Raw genomic sequence first — 17,403 nt, 5'->3', positions numbered from 1 at the left:
GAGCGACGACAGCGATGCCAGCCAGCGCGAGTCCCCCCGCGACCGGAAGCCGGGCGGTCGACCTGCGGCTCTACGGCCTGCTCGACGTCGGCGTCTGCGGTGCCGACGGGGCGCGGCTGGCGAAGCTCGGCGCCGAGGCGGTGGCGGGGGGCTGCACCCTGCTCCAGTACCGCGAGAAGGACATCCCGGATGCCCGCGCCGCCCTGGCGCGGATCCGGGCGATCCGGGAGGCCGTGCACGGCCGGGTCCCGGTGCTCGTCAACGACCGCGTCGACCTCGCCCTCGCGGCCGGGGCGGACGGGGTGCATCTCGGCCAGAGCGACCTCCACCCGGCCGACGCGCGCCGTCTCCTGGGGGAGGGCGCGATCATCGGTCTCACCCTGAAGAAGCCGGCCCAGGCGGACGAGCTGTACCGGCTTCCAGTGGATTACGCCTGCATCGGCGGCGTCTTCGCCACCAGCAGCAAGGACAACCCGGATCCGCCGCTGGGCCTCGAGGGCTTCGCCAGCATCGCCTTCCGGGCCCGCCTCGCCCGCGGTTCCGGCCTGCCGCTCGGCGCCATCGCGGGGATCGGCCTGGACAACGCCGCCGGGCTGATCGCCGCCGGGGCGGACGGCGTCGCGGTGATCACCGCGCTGTTCGGCGCGGAGCCGGTGCGCCAGCGCGCCCGCGACCTGCGCGCGCGGATCGACGGCGCCCTGGCCGACCGCGCGGAGCGGGCGCGATGAGCGGTCCCACGCCCATCGCGGTGACCATCGCGGGCTCGGATTCCGGTGGTGGCGCCGGCATCCAGGCCGACCTCAAGACCTTCTCGGCGCTGGGCGTCTACGGCGCCAGCGTGGTCACGGCGTTGACCGCGCAGAACACCCTGGGCGTCCAGGGCATCCACGACGTGCCGGCGGATTTCGTGGCCCGGCAGATCGACAGCGTGTTCACCGACCTCGCCGTCACGGCCGTGAAGATCGGCATGCTGGCGCGGGACGCGGTGATCGCGGCGGTGGCGGACGGTCTGGAGCGCCACGCCGGGACGATCCCGGTCGTCCTCGACCCCGTGATGGTCGCCACCAGCGGCGACCGGCTGATCGCCGACGACGCCGTGGCGGCGCTCCGCACGCGGCTGCTGCCGCGGGCCGACCTGATCACCCCCAACCTGCCCGAGGCGGCGGCGCTGCTCGGCGAGCCCGTGGCCGAGGATGCCGCCACGGCGGTGGCGCAGGCCCGGCGGCTCGTGGCGCTCGGGGCCCGGGCGGTGCTGATCAAGGGCGGCCACGGCACGGGGCGCGAGAGCATCGACCACCTCGTCACCGGCGACGGCGCCCTGCGGACCCTGGCGGCGCCGCGGATCGCGACGGCCAACACGCATGGCACCGGCTGCACCCTTTCGGCCGCGGTGGCGGCGGGTCTCGCGCGGGGCCTGTCGCTGCCCGAGGCGGTGGCGGGCGCGAAGAGCTACCTCACCGCGGCGCTTGGCGCGGCGGACCGGCTGAGGATCGGGACGGGACACGGACCGGTCCACCACTTCCACGCCGTCTGGCCCTGAGCCGGCGCTTTCGCGGCGCCGGACCCGCGCACGCCTTGCAACCGGGCGGCGATTGCGTTTGAAGAAGCGTACAATCGTTCGGATAACGGAACGGTGCAGGCGGACCGGAGACGATGCAGGACCAGGCGGAACGGCCCGACCGGGGGCGGGGGCGTGACCTCCTGACCGGGGCGCAGGCGCTCTCCGGGCAGCTCGGCAAGACGATCCAGCGTCTGCGCAAGGCCTACAACCTCTCGCTCTCGGAACTCGCCGAGCAGTCGGGCGTGGCCAAGTCGATCATCAGCCAGATCGAGCGCAACGAGACCAACCCGACCCTGGCGACGATCTGGCGGCTCTCGCAGGCGCTGGACGTGTCCATCGAGCGCGTGCTGGCGGCGGGCGACGAGGAGCCGTTCATCGAGAAGACCTCGCGGGCGGACACGCCGATCCTGGTCTCCGAGGACGGGAAGGTGCGGCTGGCGATCATCGGCTGGCTCAAGACGATCGAGTGGCTGCAATGGTACGAGGTCACGGCGGACCTCGGCGGGGTTCTCGATTCCGATCCGCACCAGCGCGGCTCGGTGGAGTCGTTGTCGGTCTCCGAGGGGGCATTCGAGGTCGAGATCGGCGGCGCCGTGCAGCGGGCGCGGGCCGGCGAGACCCTGCGCTACCGCTGCGATCGGCCCCACCTGGTCCGCTGCACCGAGGCGCCGGCCCGGGCCACCATGGTGGTGATCATGAAGGCCGCCGTGATGGAGTGATCGGGCGGATGGGCGCCCCTGCAGGCCGGGGCGGGCCGCAGCGAAGCCGTCCCGTCAGCAGGCGATCGGCGGAGACAGCGCCCGGTGGCGATACTCGCGCGGGCTCATGCCGTAGCGCTCCTTGAAGCGGCGGGAGAAATGCGGCTGGCTCGCGAAGCCGCAGCCATACGCCAGGGCGCCGAGCGACAGGTGGAGGAATCCCGGATCGGCCAAGCGCTTGGCCGCTGCCTGCAGCCGGCTGTGCCAGATCCAGTCGGAGATATGCTGCTCGCGCTCCTGGAACAGCTCTTGGAGCCGCCGCAGCGACACCCCGGCGGCGGCGGCGAGCTGCGGCGGATCCAGGGTCATGTCGTGGAGGTTGGCCTCGACATAGGCCTTGGCGCGCTGGACCACGAGGCTTCCGTGCACCGGCCGGGGCACGTCCTGGGCGAGGCGTTCGGCGAGGCTGGCCACGACGAGATCGATCCCGACCGCGGCCAGGCGCTCGGCCGCCTGAGGCGTCAGACGATCGCTCATGCGCGCCAGGTCGCACAGGAACGACCGGGCCAGGGCCGCGGCCGGCCGGTCGCCACCGACGGTCAGGCCGGCGTATTGACGGGCCGAACCGAGCACGCGCTCCAGGCGATCCCGCGGGATCTCGATGGCCAGCACTTCGCTGTATCCGGTGTGATCGATCGTCCACGGCGTATTGGTGTCCCGGATCGCGAAGTCGCCGGCTCTGTCCGTGCTCGACCGATCGTTCTGGTCCGCACGCACGGTCCCGGACAAGACCATGCTCATGAACAGATGATCGGTCTTGTGATTTTCGTGCCGGAGTGTTCGCGGCGTCGTCGAGGCCCTGAGATTGCTCAGTTCGAATTTCGTAAAGGACAAACCGCCAATATTGGCACCCTGGATGATTGCCTGGAACGGTCCATCATCCAGGCAGTTCTGCGCCATCGGGACGATGCGGTCCTCGCAGACATCACGCCAATGGCGAAACCGGTCCTTCTCCGGCACGCCATCAGTTGAAAAAAGCGTCTCCATCCTGGCAAATCTATGACCGCGATCGTTGCGATACGCAACAGCGCCGCCTTTCATCCACGAACGTGTGTGAGAGAATGAAATTCTACCACCAGCCGTCGTCAAGAGAACGCTTTTCGCCACCGGTGGACCGGCGGTTCCGGAACGTCGTCTCGGAAGGCGGCCGGCGGCTTGAGCGGCACCCGGTTCGGCGCGCGTGCGCGCCAGAACGAGCGCCGAGATGGCTTCCGAGCCGGTCGGGTATCTGTGGTACGAACGGCAGGACCGTCCTGCCACCGTGCTCACGCAGGCGCGCCGACGGATCTACGTCCACCACTTGGCGGTCCGCGAGTCGGCGCGTCGCGCCGGCGTGGCGACGGCGCTCCTGCGCGCGGTGGAGGTGGAGGCCATGGCCCACGACGTGGATCGCCTCGTGCTCGACGCGTGGACGCGGAACGAGGAGGCGCTTCGCTTCTTTCAGGCGCGCGGCTTCCGGCCGCTCAACATCCTGCTCAGCAAGACGCCGCGATAGCGCGCCGAGCCGCAGCGACACCGCCGATCCGACCCCTGCTCCGGATCAGCACGCGGACGGGGCGCCGGGCGTCCCGGCGTCGTGTCCGCCGACGAGGGAGGGACGCCGGGGACGCGGCCTCACCGTCCCGTGTTCACCCAGCGGACCACGTCGGCCAGCACGGCGACCAGCGCCTGATCGAGGGCCCGGGCGCCGTTGCCGGCGTCGATCTTGGCCACCGGCACGCGGGCCGTGAAGATCCGGGCCGCGGTCACCTTGCCGGTGCCGTCGGCCACGAGCTTCAGCGACAGGTCGACCACCGCCTCGCCGGTCCCGGCCTGGACGTCGAAGGCGCGGATCTCGCTGATCAGTTGGTAGTCGGCCACGACCTTGTCGCCGGGCCGGCTCACCGAGCGGAGCCGCCCGGAATTCTCCAGGCTCTGGATGATCCGCGTCTGGATCAGCCGCGGCAGCCGGTCGGCCCACTGGCCGCCGCCCAGGAACGAGAGGGCGCCGCCGGGTTCGCGCACGATGATCCGATCGGCCTCGAACGGCTGAAGTCCCACCGGCTCCGAGACCGCGATCGAGCGGCCGGCCGTGACCGGCCGTCCCGTCGGCGGCAAGGCCGCGAGGTCGAAGGTGAGGGGTGCCGCGCCGCCGCCGCAGCCGCCCAGAAGGGCGGCGAGCAGCGCGGCGGCGGCGATGTGGGACGAGCGGACCATGCGCACAACCTGAGAGGCCCCACCGGCGGACGGCAGAGCTGTAAAAGCTATGCGGTTAAAACTACGCGGTGCCGGAATGCGTGTCGTGCGCGGGGACACATCGGCCCGCGGAGACATGATTTCAGCGGCCGCCGTTGTATTCGGGCAACGATGGCTTGCCGCCGAAGATCACCTGGCTCGGGTCGCGCTCCAGGCTGCGCACCGTGCGGTTCAGCGTGCTGAGGGTGCGCTGTCCGTCGCCCGACAGGGCCTCGACCTCCCGGCGTCCGCTGCCGCTCAGCCGGCCGAAATTGGTCGTGATGCTGGCGGTGCGCTTGTCGAGGTTCTCCGACATGGTGCGGAACGCCTTGCCGGCATCGCGCACCGAGACCGCGGCCGCGCGGATCTCCGCGAAGGTGCTGGAGCCCTCCTGACCGGAGGCGGAGCCCAGGAAGCCCTGGGCGCCGTTGAGGACCGCGTCGATCTTGTCGGCGGAGGCGTTGAGCTTGGCGGCGAGCGAGCGGGCGTCGTGCAGGCCCGCCTCGATGTCGGGGCTTGCGCCGGAGAGCGCCGCGGAGAAGCGGTCGGCGTTGTCGATCACGTGGCCGAGCTTCACGCCGTCCACCGCCTTGACCAGCGCCGCGATGTTCGGACCGGCATCGGAGAGCGTCTTCGAGAAGGTCTCGACATTGGCGAGCGAGCGGTTGATCGCGCCCTCGTTGGCGGAGACGAGCCGGTCGAGCCGGGCCATCATGTCGTCGGCCCGCTGCGCCACTTGGCGCGCCAGCGCCATCATGTCCTGCATGTCGGACGAATCGGCGAAGATCGTCGGCGGCTCGCCGTTGGCCGACGGGGCGAGCGCCGGCGCGTCGGCGTTGCCGCCCGACAGGGAGATCACCGAGACGCCGGTGAGCATCGCGGAATCGAGGCGGGCGCGGGTGTCGGCCCGCAGCGGCGTCGTCGGCTCGACCTTGATCTGGGCGAGCACCCGGCGCGGGTCCTGCGGCGCGAGGCGGATGTCGGTGACCTCGCCGACCTTGATGCCGTTGAAGTTCACGCTCGATCCGCGGGAGAGCCCCCCGACCGAGCCGGAGAAGACGATGCGCACCGTCTGGCTGACCTGCCGGGACGAGCCGCCGGCCAGCCACAGCACGGTGCCGAAGCCCGCCAGGATGACGGCGATGGTGAAGGCCCCGATGAGGGCGTAGTTCGCGCGGGTTTCCATGCGCTCAGCCTGTTCTTCTGCCCGGCGGAGATCCGGCCGGGCCTTTGGCCCCGGCTTCCGGAGGAGAGCGGGGCGGGATCTGGATGGGGCGGCGCTCAGGCATGGGCCGAGACGCCGCCCGGGGCGATGGCGCGGGCGCGCTTGCCGTGGAAGTAGGCGCGCAGCCAGGGATGGTCGCTCGCCAGCATCTCGTCGATCGTGCCGGCCGCGATGATCTGGCCGTCGCCGAGCGCCGCGATGCGGTCGCAGGCGGTGTAGAGGCTGTCGAGGTCGTGGGTGACCATGAAGACGGTCAGCCCCAGCGTTTCCTTGAGGGTCGAGACGAGGTCGTCGAACTCGCCGGCGCCGATCGGGTCGAGGCCCGAGGTCGGCTCGTCGAGGAACAGGATCTCGGGATCGAGCGCCAGGGAGCGGGCGAGCGCCGCGCGCTTGATCATGCCCCCCGACAGCTCCGAGGGCAGCTTGTCGGCCGCGTCGGGCTTCAGGCCGACCATCTCGATCTTGAGGCGGGCGAATTCGTCGAGCAGGCGCTCGGACAGGTTCAGGTGCTCGCGCATCGGCACCTGGATGTTCTGCTTGACGGTCAGCGCCGAGAACAGCGCGCCCTGCTGGAACAGCACGCCCCAGCGCTGCTCCATCCGCCGCCGCTCCGCGTAGGTCAGCGCGTCGACATCCCGGCCGAACACCTCGATCGTGCCGGCGCGCTTCGGGTTGAGGCCCAGGATCGTCCGGGTGAGCACCGACTTGCCCTGGCCCGAGGGCCCGACGAAGCCCAGGATCTCGCCGGCCCGGATGTCGAGGCTCAGGCCCTTGAGGATGTTCCGGTCGCGGAAGCCGACCACCAGATCGCGCACGCGGATGATCGGCGCGGGGGCCCGTGTGGCGGCGGTCTCGGGCATGGCGGGGGCGATCACCAGGACGGGCTCAGAAGTCGATCGCGGCGAAGAACACCGCGAACAATCCATCGAGGACGATGACCATGAAGATGGACTTCACGACTGAGGCGGTGACGTGGCGGCCGAGCGACTCGGCCGAGCCCTCCACGGCGAAACCCTCGATCGTCGCGATCACCCCGATGGTCAGCGCCATGAACGGCGCCTTGATCAGGCCGACCATGACGTGGTGCACGCCCACCGCCGCCTGGAGCCGGGCCAGGAACTGGTCGAGGGTCAGGCCGCCGTAGAGCATCGCGGTGAGGCCGCCGCCGGCGAGCGCCGAGAGGTCGCCGATCAGCGTCAGCATCGGCAGGCCGATCATCAGCGCGAGCACCCGCGGGACGATCAGGATCTCCACCGGATCGAGGCCCATCACCCGGAGCGCGTCGACCTCCTCGCGCATGCGCATGGAGCCGATCTCGGCGGTGAACGCCGAGCCCGAGCGTCCGGCGACCATGATGGAGGTCAGGAGGACGCCCATCTCGCGCAGGATCAGGAGGCCGATCAGGTTGACCACGAAGGTCTGGGCGCCGAAGCGCTGGAGCTGGAAGATGCCCTGCTGCGCGACGATGCCGCCCACCAGGAACGAGATCAGCACGATGATCGGCGTGCCGTTGAGCGCCACCTGCTGGATCTGGTTGATGAGGGCGTTGCCCCGGAAGGTGCCGGGCCGCAGCGCGACGCGCCCGCAGGCGGCGATCAGCTCCCCCAGGAAGGCGAGGGCGGTGACCAGTTCCCGCCCCCCGCGCTCGGTCTGGCGCCCGGTGGCGTCGAGGACGCCGACGATCCGCCCGTGCCGCCGCGGCGCGGCGGCCTCGGGCTCGCGCAGGCGGACCTCGCCCAGCAGGGTGCGGTGCTCCGGCCGCGCCTCGAGATAGGTGAGGGCGCTCCCCGCCCGCTCGATCTCGGCGCGGGTCCGCTCCAGCACCCAGGCGCCGAGCGTGTCGAGGCGCTCGATCCCCGACAGGTCGACCGCCACCGGTCCGGCCCGGCCGGCCGCCGCGATCCGCGCGGCCGAAGCCTCGACGGCGGGCGCCTGGTCGGCGGTCCAGCGGCCGTCGAGCACCAGCCGGCCGTCGGCCGCCCGGTCCCGCACGGATGCGCCGGGAACAACGCCCTCGCTCAGCAAGACCTCACTCCTCGATCGAGGCACCACCCTGCCGGGTGGTTATGTCGACATTACGGTTGACGATCCGTGTCCGACGGCATCCCCGGGGTGCGGCGGGACACCAGCGCCAGCCCCAACCCGGCGGCGGCCAGCGGCGCCATCATCAGGAAGGCGAGGGGGCCGCCGGCCCGGTAGGCGAGGCCGCTCACCAGGGTGGCGACCACCGAGACGCCGGCATTGACGGCGCTGAGCGTGCCCTGCGCCCGGCCGCGGGCGCCGTCGGGCGCATAGGCCGAGACCGCCGCCATGGCGCCGAGCTGAGTCGCCCCGAAGGTCAGGCCGTGCAGGCTCTGGAGCGGCACCAGGGCGGCGAGGCGGTCGCCGAGCAGCGCCATGCCGACGGCGCGCAGGATCGCCGCGGTGGCGCCGACGGCGAGGAGCCGGACCGGGCTGCGCCAGGCGGGCGGCAGGACGGGCACGGATGCGAACAGCACGATCTCGGCGAGCACGCCGGTCGCCCAGAGGGCGCCGACCCAGCCCGCCGGGATCCCCCGGCTCGTCCAGTAGATGCTGCCGAACCCGTAGATCGCCCCGTGGCTCGCCTGGATCGCGGCGGCCGCGCCGATGCAGAGCCACAGCCTCGACGGCAGGCGCGGCCGCGCGGCGCCCTCGCCGGCCTGCGGCAGGGCCGCCACCGCGCGGCTGCGCCACGCCACGAGGGCCGCCCCCAGGGCGAGGCCGGTGAGCAGGAGCGGCACCGCCAGCCGGCCACCGAGCGCCGAGAGGAGGAAGCCGCCCGCGAGGTTCGCCAGAAGGAAGGCCACGGAGCCCGCCATCCGGATCCGCGCATAGGCGAGGCGCGCGTCGAGGCGCACGGCGGCGAGCGTCAGGTAGTCGATGCAAGGCACGAGCGGCGCGCCCGCGACCGCGTTGAGCACGATCAGCACGGCGAGGCACGGCCACGCGATCCCCGCGGCGGCGGGCATCAGCGCGTAGGTCAGGCTGAGGGCGAGGCTGCCGCACAGGATCAGGCTGCGCGGGCCCAGCCCGCGGTCGAGGAGGCTCATCAGGGGCGCCGTCGCGGCGATCCGGGTGGCGATCGGCAGGGCGAGGAGCAGGCCGATCACCCCGGCATCGAGGCCCAGCGCGTCGAGCCACAGCGGCATGAACGGCATCGCGATGCCGATCTCGGTGAACACCACGGCGTAGAGCAGCGACAGGCGCGCCGGGCCGGACGGGCGGGGCAAGGCGGGTCTCGCGGAGACGGAGTCGGGGATGCCCGGCAGCGGGGCCGGCCCGTAAGCGCCCGTTAAAGGCCGCGTGTCAAATTGCCGGCGGTGGACCCGCGCGCCGGCCGCCGCGCCCGCCGTCAGCGTCCAGAGAGGCCCATGTCCGGTCCCGCCACCCCGAGCGCGCACGCGCCGGCCGAGTACGAGGCGATCGCCGCGACGATCGGCGCCACCGAGCGCGGTCGCTGGTTCCTCGCCGAGCATGCCCGCCGCAACCGGGGCGCCGACACCGAGACGCTGCTCGGGGCGATCGCCCGGCTGGAGCGGACCGTCTCCCAGGACCGCGGCCACGACGCGTTCGGACACCTGCACGGCAACCTCGTCGACATGGCCGACGCGATCAGCCGGACCAAGGCCGAGATCGCCGCGATCAGCGCCGCGAACAGCGACGAGACCCGCCTGACGGCGGCGTCGCTGGCGCTCGACGGCATCGTGCACCAGACCGAGCAGGCGACCTCGGACATCCTCGGCTCCGCCGAGGCGATCCAGGAGGCGGCCTGGATCCTGCGCGAGCGGGACGTCGATGCGGCCGCCTGCGACGCCCTCGACCGGCACGCCACCGCGATCTACACGGCCTGCTCGTTCCAGGACCTCACGGCGCAGCGCACGGCCCGGATCGTCTACACCCTGCGCTACCTCGAGGACCGGCTCTCCGCCATGATCGCGATCTGGGGCACCGAGTCCGTGCGGGTCCCCGCGCCTCCGCGCCCCCGGGGGGCCGGCGACGAGGCGCAGCCGTCCGACCTGTGCCAGAGCGACATCGACCGCTACATCAGCCTGGAGGTCCCGGCCGTCACGGCCGCCGCCCTGGTGGCCCGGCCCGGGGACCTGGCGCTCCACGAGGATCTGGTGTTCCTGCCGGTCTCGGACCTGGCCGCGGACATCGATGACGCCGGGGCGTCCGCGCCCGAGACCGACGAAACCGGTCTCGACCCGGCGGACCTCGACCCGACCGATCTCGACACGGCCGATCTCGACTGGGCCGCTCTGGTCGCGGCGGCCCCCGAGCCCGACGGGGCGCAGGCGGAACCGGCACCGGACTTCGCGGCGATCGACGCCCTGTCGCCGGAACAGCGGCTCGCGCTGTTCGCCTGAGGCGCGCGCCCGGATCCAGACCCTGCTATCAGGTGCGCCCCGCCGAGCGTCCCGAGAACCCGCGTCCGTGGCCCTGCACCTGATCAAGCTCAGCGTCGGCCCCGCCTCCATCGCCGATCTCGCGGCACGGCAGGCGCGGGGCATGGAAGAGGCGCTCCGGGCGAGCCGCCCGGCTGCGCCGTCCCACGTCACCCGGACCCTGCCCAAGCGCCACCGCGAGATCACCGGGGGCGGCTCGATCTTCTGGGTGATCCGGGGCACGCTGTCCTGCCGGCAGGCAATCACCGCCATCGAGCCGCTGACCGGTGCGGACGGCATCCCGCGCTGCCGGCTGGTCTTCGACCCGCGCCTCATCCCGGTGGCGCCGCGGCCGTACCGGCCGTTCCAGGGCTGGCGCTATCTCACCGCGTCCGACGCGCCGGCCGACCTCGGCGCGGAGACGTCGGGCGAACTCGCCGAGATGCCCGAGGCCCTGCGGCGCGAGCTGGTCGGCCTCGGCCTGCTGTGACGGGGATTGGTCGATCCGCCCCTCCGGAGACGGGCGGGAAACCGGCGTCCCGCCATGGACACGGGCGGACGAAGCCTCGGTCTGCCGAAGCGAGCCGGCCTAGAAGTCGACCGCCAGACCCTTCACCTCCCAGTCGTCGTAGCGCACCGGCTCCAGGCCGCCGCGGCCCTGGCGCTCGGGCTTGGCGCTGATCGCGGCGGCGCGGGCGTCGATCGCCGCCCGCCTTTCGGCGGCCTCGGCCAGGGCGCGCTGCGCCGCGGGACTGAGCGGGCGCGCGGCGCCGGCGCGATCGTCCGCCGCCTGGAAATTCGGGTCTCGTCCATCCGGGTCTTGCATCGGGCTCGCTCGGGTGTGAGGGCGTGGGTCCGGTAGAATTCGGCTCTGGAGCAGAAGTGGCATCGCGGGACAAAGGTCGCAACACGCGGGACGAGGCACCGACGCGCACGGCGGGGCCGGAGGCGGCGGGCCTGGGGGCGCGCCGCGCCGCGTCGCTGGCGGTCGCCGCCCTGATCGGCCAGGAGCGTCCGCCGGCGCTGGACGACGCCGTCACGCAGGCGATCCGGGCCGAGGCGCTGGCGCCCGCCGATGCCGCCCTGGCGCGGGCCATCGCGGTGGCGACCTTCCGGCACTACGGGCTGATCCGCTCCGCGCTCGCGGCCCGGCTGGAGCAGGGCCTGCCCGCCGCCAAGCCCCATCTCACGGCGCTGCTGGCCACCGCGACGGCCCAGATCCTCGACCTCTCGGTCCCCGACCACGCGGCGGTCGACCTCGCCGTGCGCCTCGCCAAGACCGACAACCGCACCGCGCACCTCGCCGGCCTCGTGAACGCCGTCCTGCGCCGGATCGCCCGGGAGCGCGACGCGATCCTCGCCGAGGGCGCCGAAGCGCTGGCGGTCAACACGCCGGACTGGCTCGCCCGCCGCTGGATCGCCGCCTACGGGCCCGAGCGCGCCGGCCTGATCGCGCAGGCGCATCGCGCGGGGGCGGCGATCGATCTGACGCTGCGCGGGGATGCCGCTGACTGGGTCGAGCGGCTCGGCGCCGTGAGGCTGCCGTCGGGCTCCCTGAGGCTGCCGGAGAACGGGCCCGCGATCCCCGACCTGCCGGGCTTCCAGGAGGGCGCGTGGTGGGTGCAGGACGCCGCCGCGGCGATCCCGGCCCAGCTCCTGGCGCCCGAACCCGGCGCCCGCGTGCTCGACCTCTGTGCGGCTCCGGGCGGCAAGACCATGCAGCTCGCCGCCGCGGGGGCGCGCGTCACCGCGATCGACCGGTCCGCGCCGCGGCTGGAGCGCCTGCGCGAGAACGTCGCGCGGCTCGGCCTGGACGTCGAGATCCGGGTCGCCGACGCCCTGGCCCTGGAACCGCAGGACCACGACGCCGTGCTGCTCGACGCGCCGTGCTCGGCCACCGGCACGATCCGGCGCCATCCGGACGTGGCCTGGACCAAGGTGGAGGCCGACATCGCGCGGCTCGCCGCGCTTCAGCTCAGGCTCCTCGACCAGGCGGCCGGGCTGGTGCGGCCGGGCGGGCGGCTCGTCTACTGCACCTGCTCCCTGGAGCCGGAGGAGGGCGAGGCGCAGGTCGCGGCCTTCCTGGCCCGGGACGCCCGGTTCACCCGGGTCCCGATCCGCCCCGAGGAGGTCGGCGGCGCCGCCGCGCTGATCGACGGCAACGGCGACCTCCGGACCCTGCCGTGCCACCTGCCCGATGTCCCGGGCGCCCGGGGCGGCCTCGACGGCTTCTTCGCGAGCCGGCTGGAGCGGCGCGGCTGACGTGCCGGGGCCGCTTTGGCGACTTGTCCGCGTGCTGGATCCCGGGCCGCATTCCGCCGGCGCTTCATGCGCCCGGGAACGGGCCCCGCGCGACAGCCCGAAGCGACCCTGTCCCGGACAGGTGCGGCGAAGCGGAACCTGATCCGGGACCCAGCACGGGAAGTGCCGCGAAGCGGCTCCGGTCCTGGGTGGCCGCCGACACACGCCCAGGTCGGCGCCGCGCGCCGTTCCCTCGCCCGGAGAATCGGTCTACACGGCCGCTCCCCCGAAGTCGCTTACCTGCCCCGTATGCAGGACTGAGCCCGGAGACGCGTAAACCATGCCGATTCTCACCTTCCCCGACGGCAACACCCGGGAGATCGCCGCCGGCACCACCGGCCGCGCCGTGGTCGAGGGCATCGCCAAGTCGCTGGCCAAGCGCACCGTCGCCATGGCGCTCGACGGCACGGTCGCCGACCTCGACGACCCGATCGACCGCGATGCCCGCATCGAGTTCCTCGACCGCACCGACCCGCGCAGCCTGGAGCTGATCCGCCACGATTGCGCGCACGTGCTCGCCGAGGCGGTGCAGGCGCTCTGGCCGGAGACCCAGGTGACGATCGGTCCGGTGATCGAGAACGGCTTCTATTACGACTTCTACCGCGAGACCCCGTTCACGCCCGAGGACTTCCCGAAGATCGAGGCGAAGATGCGCGAGATCATTGCGCGTGACGCCCCGTTCACCAAGGAAGTCTGGACACGCGCGGACGTGCGCGCGCTGTTCGCCGACAGGCAGGAGAAATTCAAGGTCGAGCTGGTCGACGCCATTCCCCCGGGCGAGGACCTGAAGATCTACCGCCAAGGCGCGTGGTTCGACCTGTGCCGCGGGCCGCACATGACCTCGACCGGCAAGGTCGGCGCCGCCTTCAAGCTGATGAAGGTCGCGGGCGCTTACTGGCGGGGCGATTCGAACAACCCGATGCTCACCCGCATCTACGGAACCGCCTGGCCATCCCAAGCGGATCTCGACGACTACCTGCACCGGCTGGAGGAGGCCGAGCGCCGGGACCACCGTCGCCTCGGCCGGGAGATGGACCTGTTCCACTTCCAGGAGGAGGGGCCGGGGGTCGTGTTCTGGCACGCCAAGGGCTGGACGATCTTCCAGGAGCTGATCGCCTACATGCGCCGGCGCCTGAAGGGCGACTACGCCGAGGTCAACGCCCCGCAGATCCTCGACAAGGCCCTGTGGGAGACCTCCGGCCACTGGGGCTGGTACCGGGAGAACATGTTCGCCGCGCAATCGGCGGGCGAGGAGGCCGAGGACAAGCGCTGGTTCGCCCTCAAGCCGATGAACTGCCCGGGCCACGTGCAGATCTTCAAGCACGGGTTGAAATCGTACCGCGACCTGCCGCTCCGCATGGCCGAGTTCGGAATCGTCCACCGTTACGAGCCGTCCGGCGCCATGCACGGTCTGATGCGCGTGCGCGGCTTCACGCAGGACGACGCCCACGTCTTCTGCACCGAGGACCAGCTCGCCGACGAGTGCCTGAAGATCAACGACCTGATCCTGTCGACCTACGCGGATTTCGGCTTCGACCAGATCGTCGTGAAGCTCTCGACGCGCCCCGAGAAGCGCGTCGGCTCCGACGCCCTCTGGGACCACGCCGAGGCGGTGATGACCCGGGTGCTGGCGCAGATCGAGGAGCAGTCGGCCGGCCGGATCAAGACCGCGGTGAACCCGGGGGAGGGCGCCTTCTACGGGCCGAAATTCGAGTACGTCCTGCGCGACGCCATCGGCCGCGACTGGCAATGCGGGACCACGCAGGTGGACTTCAACCTGCCCGAGCGGTTCGGCGCGTTCTACATCGACGCCGACGGCGCGAGGAAGCCGCCCGTGATGGTCCACCGGGCGATCTGCGGCTCGATGGAGCGCTTCACCGGCATCCTGATCGAGCATTTCGCCGGGCATTTCCCGCTCTGGCTGGCGCCGGTGCAGGTGGTGGTGGCGACGATCACCGGCGACGCCGACCCCTACGCGCGGGAGGTGGTGCGCGCCCTGGAGCGCGCCGGCCTGCGGGTCGAGGCGGATCTGCGCAACGAGAAGATCAACTACAAGGTCCGCGAGCACTCCCTCGCCAAGGTGCCGGTGCTGCTGGCGCTCGGTCGGCGCGAGGCCGAGGAGCGGACGGTGTCGATCCGGCGCCTGGGCAGCCAGCAGACCCGCACGCTGCCGCTGACCGAGGCCGTGGCGACCTTCGTGGCGGAGGCGACGGCCCCCGATACCCGCCGGGCGCAGGCCGTCGCCGAGGCGGTCCCGACCAGCGACACCGTGCTGGACGGGCATCACGGCCCGGCCGATGGGGCCTGATCGGCTTCGACACGACCGCCGATGCCGGCCGGAGTAAAATCCGCACCGTTCTCAGCCTTTCTGCATCGCTAATTGCGGGCGGTCGGCGGTGGCTGAATGGATGACGGGGCGGCCTGCGGGACCGTCCCGTCGCCCAGGCGCCGGGCGAGACGGTCGCCCCGGCCTCCGTGTCCTCCGCCGTCCGGCCTGTCCGGATGGCACGACTGGTGGCGCAACAGCGACGGCGGCCCGCGCTGAGGGGCGAAGCCGTCGCGGCGGGGCTCGGGGTCAGATCACCGCGCCTTCTCGTGCTCCGCGAGACCGACCGCCTTGTAATCGTAGCTCGGGTAGAACTCCGTGCGGTACGCCCCCCAGGCCGTATCCTCGAGGACGCGGTTGACCTCGCGGAGCCGGGTGGCGGGCAGGCGCAGGGTGATGATCTGCCCGATGCCCATCACGACATTCCAGGAGACGACCTCGATCCCCGGCGGCGGGAACGCCTTGTAGAAGCCCTGCTTGGCGAGCTGCGCGTTCAGTTCGGCCAGCGGTCGCGACTGGTCGTGCCGGAGGAAGACCGTCAGCAGCACCGCGTCGGCGGCGGTGGCCACGGCCGAGCCCGCCTGCGGTGGCGGCGCGGTCTGGGCCGTCGCCGCCGGGTCGCCGCCGCAGAGAAGCGCGAGCGACGCCGCCAGCGCCCCGATGGCACGCGTTGAATGTCGTGTCGAACGTCGCATCCGATCTCCCTCGCCGAGCGCCCGCGCCGGCCCAGCGTCAACGCGGCCGGGCGCCGCCTTATCCCGAGGGCGTGCCGGGACACGCGCCCTCAGCCGGGCTCGACGTCGTAGGACAGCCGCAGACGCAGCCGGACCACCCCCTGCGCGTCGCGGACGGCGATGATGAAGTCCTGCCGGTCCTGCGGATCCGTCAGCCCCTGCGCCAGCCGGGTCATCATCCGGACCGCCTGCGCCCGGGCCGCGGCGAGGTCGGGGAGGTCGGATCCGTCCTGGTCGCGCACGAGATTGGTGCCGTCGTGGAGATCGATGAAGTAGCGGGGCACGGGCTCTTGCTCGGCGAGCGTCTCGGCCCGCAAGGATCCACCTCCGTCGTTTCTACGTAGTTTCCGCGCCGCCGCAAATGCGTGTCGCCCGCGTCGCACCGCGACACGGGCGGATCTGTCAGGCGATCGTCGGCGGGCGGTCAGCCGCCCTGGAGGCCCTCGGCGAAGTCCTCCGGCACGGCGCCGAACTGCCCGAGGATCGTCACGCCTTCCAGTTCGCCGGTCTCGTCATCGGCCACGACCTTCAACGCCACGGCCCCCGGCATGCGCCCGGCGAGCGCCTCGGCCTTCTTGAGGGCGCCGAACTCGCTCTGCGCGGGCTCCTGGCGGGCGGGCCTCAAACGGTTCCGGTGCAGCTCGAAGGGCTGCACCACGAAGGTGGTCCTCAGGGTCATGCCGGTCTCTCCGGGGAGGAGCCGCAGGCGCGGCGGGGCCGGCAGCCCGCCGTCACAGGCTGCGGGTCGTGACCCCGAGCGCCAGCAGGACGTAGGCGCCGATGAAGAACCATTGCCGGTGCGCGACGACCGTTCGCCCGACCATGGGGATCCGTGTGTACAGGCTGGCGACCGCGAGGCCGATGAGCAAGGCCGACAGCAGGAATGTGAGCAGGCGCGGGGCGGAAAGCGTGGGCATGGCCCATGCTCGCGCCGCCACGCTTACCGGACCGTTACCGGTCGAGTCCGGGGACCAGGGGCCGGTTCGCCGTGAGGGGCCCCTTGGACCCCGGGAGCAGCCCGACTTCGGCCAGCCACAGGGCCATGATCGCCCCGGCGATGAGCGTCGCCAGCGATGCGAGACGGCCGGTCCATCGCCGCAGGACGATCATCGCGACCAGAACGGCCAGGAGAACCAGAAGGAGCGCGAGCAGGAGCATCGTGGCGCAATGCCATGGACGGGCCTCCGCGTCACCGCCGATCTCAATGTCCAACACCCGTCTCATCCGCTGCGACGAACCCGGTCGGCAGGCGGCGGACCCCGAGGGAGGCTGCGGCTTCCCGAGATGCGCCGTCCCGCAGTCCTGCAGAAGGAAAACAGACCCGCAGTCGACCGGTTTTCCGGGATCGCCTGGGAAAGGTCTCACGCCGAAATTGCCAGACGTTCCCGACCGCACGCGCCGGCAGGCATACCAATCATGCGCCGATTGCTGGACGCCGGTCGGTTTTGTAACTTGCATTCAGCGATCAGAAGTAGCAAATCGCATGCGAGGGGTACATTAGGAATCTTGAAGTGACAGAAGAAACGATTGGGCCCAATCCGAACTTCATCGAGCTGGCCGGTGACATCGTCGCCGCCTACGTGTCGAACAATCCCGTGCCGGCCGCCGAGCTTCCGGCGCTGATCGCCCGGGTGCACGGCGCGATCGCCGGCCTCGTCTCCGGCACCCTGACGGTCGGAACCGAGGCGACGGCGCAGGTCGAGGTCGAGAAGCCGGGCGCGGCCCAGATCCGCAAGTCGGTTCGGCATGACGGCATCGTCAGCTTCATCGACGGCAAGACCTACAAGACGCTCAAGCGCCACCTCACCAGCCACGGGCTCGACCCGAAGGCCTACCGGGATCGCTACGGCCTGCCGGCCGACTACCCGATGGTCGCCC

General features: G+C 72.1%; 21 protein-coding genes. 9 read left to right on the top strand and 12 right to left on the bottom strand.

Annotated elements, in window-relative coordinates; all coding sequences use genetic code 11:
- The first annotated feature begins 14 nt into the window (after window positions 1-14).
- The 3 genes from thiE (at window position 15) to MKL01_RS10000 (ending at window position 2,280) form a co-directional block, all read left to right on the top strand.
- Window positions 15-728 (top strand): thiamine phosphate synthase, encoded by a 714-nt coding sequence (gene thiE / locus MKL01_RS10010; protein WP_243905062.1) that lies wholly within the window; start codon window positions 15-17, stop codon window positions 726-728.
- Window positions 725-1,540: a bifunctional hydroxymethylpyrimidine kinase/phosphomethylpyrimidine kinase gene (gene thiD, locus MKL01_RS10005; RefSeq protein WP_243905061.1), complete on the top strand. Its 816-nt coding sequence runs from the start codon at window positions 725-727 to the stop codon at window positions 1,538-1,540. Before thiE ends, thiD begins: the two co-directional genes overlap by 4 nt.
- A gap of 113 nt (window positions 1,541-1,653) precedes the next feature.
- Window positions 1,654-2,280 (top strand): helix-turn-helix domain-containing protein, encoded by a 627-nt coding sequence (locus MKL01_RS10000; RefSeq protein ID WP_243905060.1) that lies wholly within the window; start codon window positions 1,654-1,656, stop codon window positions 2,278-2,280.
- 54 nt (window positions 2,281-2,334) lie between these two features.
- Here the strand turns inward: MKL01_RS10000 and MKL01_RS09995 are convergent, their stop codons facing one another.
- The gene (locus MKL01_RS09995; protein ID WP_243905140.1) at window positions 2,335-3,306 is read right to left on the bottom strand and encodes a helix-turn-helix domain-containing protein; all 972 of its coding nucleotides are present in this window, start codon (window positions 3,304-3,306) and stop codon (window positions 2,335-2,337) included.
- 217 nt (window positions 3,307-3,523) lie between these two features.
- Here MKL01_RS09995 and MKL01_RS09990 point away from each other — a divergent pair, with 217 nt between their 5' ends.
- Entirely contained in the window at window positions 3,524-3,814 is a 291-nt protein-coding gene (locus MKL01_RS09990; RefSeq protein WP_243905059.1) for a GNAT family N-acetyltransferase, read from the top strand.
- Window positions 3,815-3,933: 119 nt separating this feature from the next.
- Here the strand turns inward: MKL01_RS09990 and MKL01_RS09985 are convergent, their stop codons facing one another.
- The 5 genes from MKL01_RS09985 to MKL01_RS09965 all read right to left on the bottom strand — a co-directional run bounded on the left by MKL01_RS09985 (window position 3,934) and on the right by MKL01_RS09965 (window position 9,009).
- Window positions 3,934-4,515 carry an ABC-type transport auxiliary lipoprotein family protein gene (locus MKL01_RS09985; RefSeq protein ID WP_243905058.1) on the bottom strand — a complete coding sequence of 194 codons (582 nt, stop codon included), beginning with the start codon at window positions 4,513-4,515 and terminating at the stop codon, window positions 3,934-3,936.
- Window positions 4,516-4,636: 121 nt separating this feature from the next.
- A complete protein-coding gene (locus MKL01_RS09980; RefSeq protein WP_243905057.1) occupies window positions 4,637-5,719 on the bottom strand; it encodes an MlaD family protein in 1,083 nt (360 codons plus the stop codon).
- A gap of 95 nt (window positions 5,720-5,814) precedes the next feature.
- Window positions 5,815-6,618 carry an ABC transporter ATP-binding protein gene (locus MKL01_RS09975; RefSeq protein ID WP_243905139.1) on the bottom strand — a complete coding sequence of 268 codons (804 nt, stop codon included), beginning with the start codon at window positions 6,616-6,618 and terminating at the stop codon, window positions 5,815-5,817.
- Between the two features lie 25 nt (window positions 6,619-6,643).
- Window positions 6,644-7,783, bottom strand: coding sequence for an ABC transporter permease (locus MKL01_RS09970; protein WP_243905056.1), 1,140 nt, complete (start codon window positions 7,781-7,783; stop codon window positions 6,644-6,646).
- Between the two features lie 50 nt (window positions 7,784-7,833).
- The gene (locus MKL01_RS09965; protein ID WP_243905055.1) at window positions 7,834-9,009 is read right to left on the bottom strand and encodes an MFS transporter; all 1,176 of its coding nucleotides are present in this window, start codon (window positions 9,007-9,009) and stop codon (window positions 7,834-7,836) included.
- 141 nt (window positions 9,010-9,150) lie between these two features.
- On the opposite strand from MKL01_RS09965, the gene MKL01_RS09960 reads away from it, so the two are divergent.
- Together MKL01_RS09960 and MKL01_RS09955 are read left to right on the top strand one after the other, a co-directional pair.
- Window positions 9,151-10,146: a hypothetical protein gene (locus MKL01_RS09960; RefSeq protein WP_243905054.1), complete on the top strand. Its 996-nt coding sequence runs from the start codon at window positions 9,151-9,153 to the stop codon at window positions 10,144-10,146.
- 67 nt (window positions 10,147-10,213) lie between these two features.
- Complete coding sequence (locus tag MKL01_RS09955; RefSeq protein WP_243905053.1) at window positions 10,214-10,654, top strand: DUF1489 family protein; 441 nt, start codon at window positions 10,214-10,216, stop codon at window positions 10,652-10,654.
- Between the two features lie 99 nt (window positions 10,655-10,753).
- Here MKL01_RS09955 and MKL01_RS09950 read toward each other — a convergent pair whose 3' ends face one another.
- On the bottom strand, window positions 10,754-10,990 hold the full coding sequence (locus tag MKL01_RS09950; protein ID WP_243905052.1) for a DUF1674 domain-containing protein: 237 nt from the start codon (window positions 10,988-10,990) through the stop codon (window positions 10,754-10,756).
- 56 nt (window positions 10,991-11,046) lie between these two features.
- On the opposite strand from MKL01_RS09950, the gene MKL01_RS09945 reads away from it, so the two are divergent.
- Together MKL01_RS09945 and thrS are read left to right on the top strand one after the other, a co-directional pair.
- Entirely contained in the window at window positions 11,047-12,426 is a 1,380-nt protein-coding gene (locus MKL01_RS09945) for an RsmB/NOP family class I SAM-dependent RNA methyltransferase (RefSeq protein WP_243905051.1), read from the top strand.
- 319 nt (window positions 12,427-12,745) lie between these two features.
- Window positions 12,746-14,773 (top strand): threonine--tRNA ligase, encoded by a 2,028-nt coding sequence (gene thrS / locus MKL01_RS09940; RefSeq protein ID WP_243905050.1) that lies wholly within the window; start codon window positions 12,746-12,748, stop codon window positions 14,771-14,773.
- 272 nt (window positions 14,774-15,045) lie between these two features.
- Here the strand turns inward: thrS and MKL01_RS09935 are convergent, their stop codons facing one another.
- The 5 genes from MKL01_RS09935 to MKL01_RS09915 form a co-directional block, all read right to left on the bottom strand.
- Window positions 15,046-15,486: a hypothetical protein gene (locus tag MKL01_RS09935; RefSeq protein ID WP_243905049.1), complete on the bottom strand. Its 441-nt coding sequence runs from the start codon at window positions 15,484-15,486 to the stop codon at window positions 15,046-15,048.
- An 89-nt stretch (window positions 15,487-15,575) separates the two neighbouring features.
- The gene (locus MKL01_RS09930; RefSeq protein WP_243905138.1) at window positions 15,576-15,809 is read right to left on the bottom strand and encodes a DUF6894 family protein; all 234 of its coding nucleotides are present in this window, start codon (window positions 15,807-15,809) and stop codon (window positions 15,576-15,578) included.
- A gap of 140 nt (window positions 15,810-15,949) precedes the next feature.
- Window positions 15,950-16,204 (bottom strand): hypothetical protein, encoded by a 255-nt coding sequence (locus tag MKL01_RS09925; RefSeq protein ID WP_243905048.1) that lies wholly within the window; start codon window positions 16,202-16,204, stop codon window positions 15,950-15,952.
- A gap of 52 nt (window positions 16,205-16,256) precedes the next feature.
- Window positions 16,257-16,442 (bottom strand): hypothetical protein, encoded by a 186-nt coding sequence (locus MKL01_RS09920; protein WP_243905047.1) that lies wholly within the window; start codon window positions 16,440-16,442, stop codon window positions 16,257-16,259.
- A gap of 34 nt (window positions 16,443-16,476) precedes the next feature.
- Window positions 16,477-16,737, bottom strand: a complete 261-nt coding sequence (locus MKL01_RS09915) for a hypothetical protein (RefSeq protein ID WP_313901450.1) — start codon at window positions 16,735-16,737, stop codon at window positions 16,477-16,479.
- 299 nt (window positions 16,738-17,036) lie between these two features.
- Between MKL01_RS09915 and MKL01_RS09910 the strand changes: the two genes are divergently transcribed.
- The coding region (locus tag MKL01_RS09910; RefSeq protein ID WP_243905046.1) for a MucR family transcriptional regulator at window positions 17,037-17,403 on the top strand (367 nt) is incomplete at its 3' end.

The sequence above is a fragment of the Methylobacterium sp. J-070 genome (assembly GCF_022829385.1).
Taxonomy (GTDB): Bacteria; Pseudomonadota; Alphaproteobacteria; order Rhizobiales; family Beijerinckiaceae; genus Methylobacterium.
The sequence above is the reverse complement of the archived record's forward strand: the minus strand, read 5'-3'. Positions and strand labels throughout refer to the sequence as shown.